The sequence below is a fragment of the Pseudomonas sp. NPDC087614 genome, from assembly GCF_044743485.1.
GTDB lineage: Bacteria > Pseudomonadota > Gammaproteobacteria > Pseudomonadales > Pseudomonadaceae > Aquipseudomonas > Aquipseudomonas baetica_A.
On the sequence record NZ_JBIUWN010000108.1, the window covers coordinates 1 to 4,978 of the forward strand.

Sequence of the window (4,978 nt, forward strand, 5' to 3'; positions counted from 1 at the left end):
CCCAGGCAATGCTTTGTTGTTCGCCCTGGCCACGCAGGGGTTTGAAACCTACCACTTGCTGGGCCATTTCGTCGTCACCCAGGATCAGTGCGTACAGTGCACCGCTCTTGTCGGCTTTCTTGAACTGGCTTTTGAAGCTACCGGCGCCGGCATTGACTTGCAGACGCAGGTTTGGAAGTTGATCGCGAACACGCTCGGCCAGCGCCAGAGCGGCCAACTCGGCCTCTTCACCGAAGGCACAGAGATAGACGTCGACCTGACGGGAGATTTCTTCCGGGATCTGTTCCAGGGTTTCGAGCATCAGCACCAGACGCTCGATGCCCATGGCGAAACCAACGCCTGTGGTCGGCTTGCCGCCCATCTGCTCAACCAGACCGTCGTAACGGCCGCCCGCGCACACGGTGCCTTGGGCACCGAGCTTGTCGGTGACCCATTCGAAAACGGTTTTGCTGTAGTAATCAAGGCCTCGAACCAGCTTGGGGTTGAGCACGTAAGGAATGCCAACGGCGTCCAGACGGGCCTTCAGGCCTTCGAAGTGGGCACGGGACTCGTCGTCCAGGTAGTCAGCCATTTTCGGCGCATCGACCAGCACGGCTTGAGTGTCGGCATTTTTGGTGTCGAGCACCCGCAGCGGGTTGGTTTTCAAGCGACGCTGGCTGTCTTCGTCGAGCTTGTCGTGGCGCGCCGAGAGATACTCGACCAGCGCTTCACGATAACGACCACGGGACTCGCTGGTACCCAGGCTGTTGAGTTCGAGTTTGACGGCGTCCCGAATACCCAGTTCGCCCCACAGGCGCCAGGTCATGATGATGAGTTCGGCGTCGATGTCCGGACCGTCGAGGTTGAACACCTCCAGACCGATCTGATGGAACTGGCGATAACGCCCCTTCTGCGGACGCTCGTGGCGGAACATCGGGCCGATGTACCAGAGTTTTTGTACCTGGCCGCCACCGGTGATGCCGTGCTCGAGCACTGCACGCACGCACGCTGCGGTACCTTCCGGACGCAAGGTCAGGGAGTCGCCGTTGCGGTCTTCGAAGGTGTACATCTCTTTTTCAACGATGTCAGTGACTTCACCGATCGAGCGCTTGAACAGCTCGGTGAACTCGACGATCGGCATGCGGATCTGCTTGTAACCGTAGTTATCCAGCAGACGCGCAACAGTGCTCTCGAAATAACGCCACAGCGGGGTCTGTTCGGGCAGGATGTCGTTCATGCCACGAATGGCTTGCAATGACTTGCTCACTTTAAATCCTTAAATTCGTTCGGCTCTACAGTCAGGCTCAACCGCGCGCGATAACCGCAGCGTCAGCTTCGACCTTCTCGGCCGCTTTCTGGCGGATCAGCTTTTCCAGCTCATCCACCAGATTGTCATTCGTCAGTTTCTGCGACGGTTTGCCGTCGATGTAAATCAGGTTTGGCGTGCCGCCGGTCAAGCCGATATGGGCTTCCTTGGCCTCGCCGGGGCCGTTGACCACGCAACCGATCACCGCGTCATCCAGCGGCACCAGCAGGTATTCAAGGCGCCCTTCCAGCTCGTTCATGGTCTTGACCACATCGAAGTTCTGCCGCGAGCAACTCGGGCAGGCGATGAAGTTGATTCCACGGGAACGCAGGTGCAAAGACTTGAGAATGTCGTAGCCGACCTTCACTTCCTCGACCGGGTCGGCCGCCAGCGAGATGCGGATAGTATCGCCAATCCCCTCGGCGAGCAGCATACCTAGGCCCACGGCGGATTTCACTGTACCCGAACGCAATCCACCCGCTTCGGTGATCCCCAGGTGCAGTGGCTGAACGATTTCTTTTGCCAGCAGACGGTAGGCCTCGACGGCCATGAATACGTCGGAGGCCTTCACGCTGACCTTGAAGTCCTGGAAATTCAGGCGTTCGAGGTGCTCGACGTGACGCAGCGCGGATTCAACCAGTGCAGCGGGGGTGGGCTCGCCGTATTTCTTTTGCAGGTCTTTTTCCAGGGAACCGGCGTTAACGCCGATGCGAATCGGGATCCCGCGGTCACGGGCGGCGTCAACCACCGCGCGCACGCGGTCTTCACGACCGATATTGCCCGGGTTGATACGCAGGCAGTCCACACCCAGTTCGGCTACGCGCAAAGCGATCCTGTAGTCGAAGTGGATGTCGGCAACCAGGGGCACCTTGACCAGTTGCTTGATCTTGCCGAACGCCTCGGCAGCGTCCATGTCTGGCACCGAGACGCGGACGATGTCGACGCCGGCAGCTTCAAGACGGTTGATTTGCGCAACAGTGGCCGCAACATCATTGGTGTCGCTGTTGGTCATGCTCTGCACAGCGATAGGCGCATCGCCGCCTACCGGTACGTTACCGACCCAGATCTTGCGCGAGACGCGACGTTTGATTGGTGATTCGCCGTGCATGACTTATTGACCCAACTTCAGGCGAGCAGTCTCGCCACTGGTGAACGGAGCGATATCGACCGGTTGGCCGTTGTAGCTGACCTGCGCGGCGCGGGCAACACCCAGGCGCACAGCAAGCGGCGGCTTGCCGGAAACAGATACGCTGTCGCCTTTATGCTTCAGACCACTGAACAGAACCTTGCCACGACCATCGGTCACTTGTGCCCAGCAATCGCCGGTGAACTGCAACTGCACCTGACCATCGCCGGCAACGGGGGCAGGCGTTTCCTGGGTCGGTGCAGGCGTTGCCAAGGCGACCGGTGCTGTGACAGTCGGCGCTGGCGTGGCCGGTACGCTGGGGGCCGGGGTCGCAACAACTGGCGCGGGCGCGGGCGCGGGAGCGGCCGGTTCAGTTGGAGCGGGTGCCGGGGCGGCGCCTTCAGGGCCGCTCGATTCGGCTGTGGTTTCCGACTGCGGTAGCGCCAGCACGGTGGTGCCCTCGGCCTGACCTTGCGCAACAGCCTGGTCCTGCGGCTCGTCTATCGGGTGTATCTGGGTGGTGCCGTCGGCGCCTTCGACTTCAACGTGCTCCGATGCCAGGCTGGTCAATTCTTTGGTTCGCAGCGATGTCTGATCCTGCCACCAGACGAAACCACCGCCAATCACCGCGATCAGCAACAGCAGGCAGACGATACGCAAAATGGTGTGAGAAACCCGAACAGGCTCCTCGATACGGCCAAGGGCGTGTACGTTACTGCCTTGGGAGTCGGTGCCGGTGGACTGGTCGAATTGCTGGACCAGAACGGTCTGGTCCATGCCGAGCAATTTGGCATAAGCGCGAATGTAACCGCGTGCGAAGGTATGCCCCGGCAGCTTGTCGAAAGCGCCGGCTTCAAGATTGCTCAGGGAAGTCACAGTGAGGTTGAGCTTGAGGGCCACTTCGGCCAGCGACCAGCCATTGCTTTCGCGGGCCTGGCGCAGGGTCTCACCGGGGTTAACGCGATTCGCTGCTACAACTTCGGGATGCGCCGCTTTCATCATTGCTCCGACAGGTATTGCTGATATTCCGGCGTACCGGGATAGAGTCGTTTTAATTGCAGGCCGTAACTGGCTGCCTTGTCGCGATCTTCAAACACTTTAGCCAGCCGAACGCCAAGCAATAGACTACGTGCATTTTGATCGGTAAGCAGGCTGAAACGGTCGTAATAGTCATGTGCGGGCACATAATGCCTGTCTTCGAAGGACAACTCAGCCATTTCCAGCAATGCGCGCGGTTGTTGACGATTCAATCGCAGCGCCTTTTCCAAATGCTGCTGCGCCAGGTCACGCTCGCCGAGCTTCGATGCTGTCATGCCGAGGTTCTCGAACACACGCGAACGCTCAGGATACAGGGTATCGGCGGCGGCCTGTTCAAAACGCTCGTAGGCTTCTTTATATCGCTGCTCTTCGTAGAGAAAACTGCCGTAATTGTTGAGCGTTCGCGCATCACCCGGACGGGAGGACAACGCCTTGCGAAAATGCTCGTCAGCCAGTTTTGGCTCCATTTCAGCCTGAAATACCAGCCCGAGGGCAGCGTTGGCGTCAGGGTCCGAACTGTCGAGCTCCAGCGCTTTTTTCAGCGGCACTTTGGCCCGCTCGCTCATGCCTTGCTGCAAGTACCCCAACCCCAGTTGCACGTAGGCAGCTCGCGCTTCATCGCGGCCCTTGCTGGTCTTCATCGGGTTGTAGTCACCCGACAGGACACAACCAGCACACAGGCTGGCCAACAGCAACAGCAGCGCAAAGCGCAGGGACATAGAGATCCTCTCTTAGTTAGTGTTCGCGGCGTTCTGTGCCAGATCGCTGTCGGCGCTCAACTCACGCACGGCGATGTAACGTTCGCTGCGACGGGTGCGATCCAGCACCTGCCCTACCAATTGACCACACGCGGCGTCGATGTCTTCACCACGGGTGGTGCGGACGGTGACGTTGAAACCGGCCTGATGCAACTGATCCTGGAAGCGACGGATTGCGTTGTTGCTCGGCCGCTCGTACCCGGAATGCGGGAACGGGTTGAACGGAATCAGGTTGATCTTGCACGGAATGTTCTTCAGCAACTCGACCATCTCAACGGCGTGTTCAATCTTGTCGTTGATATCCTTGAGCAAGGTGTACTCGATGGTCAGCACACGCTTCTCGCCAAGTGCGGACATGTAGCGCTGGCACGACTCGAGCAGCATCTTAAGCGGATATTTCTTGTTGATCGGCACCAATTGGTTACGCAATGCGTCATTCGGTGCGTGCAGGGACATCGCCAGTGATACGTCGTTGTGCTTGGCCATCTCTTCGATCATCGGCACCACACCCGACGTGGACAGGGTCACGCGGCGCTTGGAGATCCCGTAGCCAAGGTCATCCATCATCAGATGCATGGCGGCCACGACGTTGTCGAAATTCAGCAGCGGCTCACCCATGCCCATCATCACCACGTTAGTGATGGCACGGTCGACGGTTGCCGGGACGCTGCCGAAAGATTTGTTGGCAATCCACACCTGGCCGATCACTTCGGCGGCGGTGAGGTTGCTGTTGAAGCCTTGCTTGCCGGTGGAGCAGAAACTGCACTCCAG

5 protein-coding genes are annotated in these 4,978 nt (G+C 59.2%); all 5 read right to left on the bottom strand.

What is annotated here, in order from left to right; genetic code table 11:
* The coding region (hisS, locus tag ACIOWA_RS25675) for a histidine--tRNA ligase (protein WP_401162566.1) at positions 1–1,246 on the bottom strand (1,246 nt) is incomplete at its 3' end.
* Positions 1,247–1,283: 37 nt separating this feature from the next.
* Entirely contained in the window at positions 1,284–2,393 is a 1,110-nt protein-coding gene (gene ispG / locus ACIOWA_RS25680) for a flavodoxin-dependent (E)-4-hydroxy-3-methylbut-2-enyl-diphosphate synthase (protein WP_401162568.1), read from the bottom strand.
* 3 nt (positions 2,394–2,396) lie between these two features.
* On the bottom strand, positions 2,397–3,410 hold the full coding sequence (locus ACIOWA_RS25685) for a RodZ domain-containing protein (protein WP_401162571.1): 1,014 nt from the start codon (positions 3,408–3,410) through the stop codon (positions 2,397–2,399).
* Entirely contained in the window at positions 3,410–4,168 is a 759-nt protein-coding gene (gene pilW, locus ACIOWA_RS25690; RefSeq protein ID WP_401162573.1) for a type IV pilus biogenesis/stability protein PilW, read from the bottom strand. The genes ACIOWA_RS25685 and pilW overlap by 1 nt, the downstream gene beginning before the upstream one ends.
* A gap of 12 nt (positions 4,169–4,180) precedes the next feature.
* On the bottom strand, positions 4,181–4,978 hold a 798-nt coding region (gene rlmN / locus ACIOWA_RS25695; RefSeq protein WP_401162575.1), incomplete at its 5' end, for a 23S rRNA (adenine(2503)-C(2))-methyltransferase RlmN.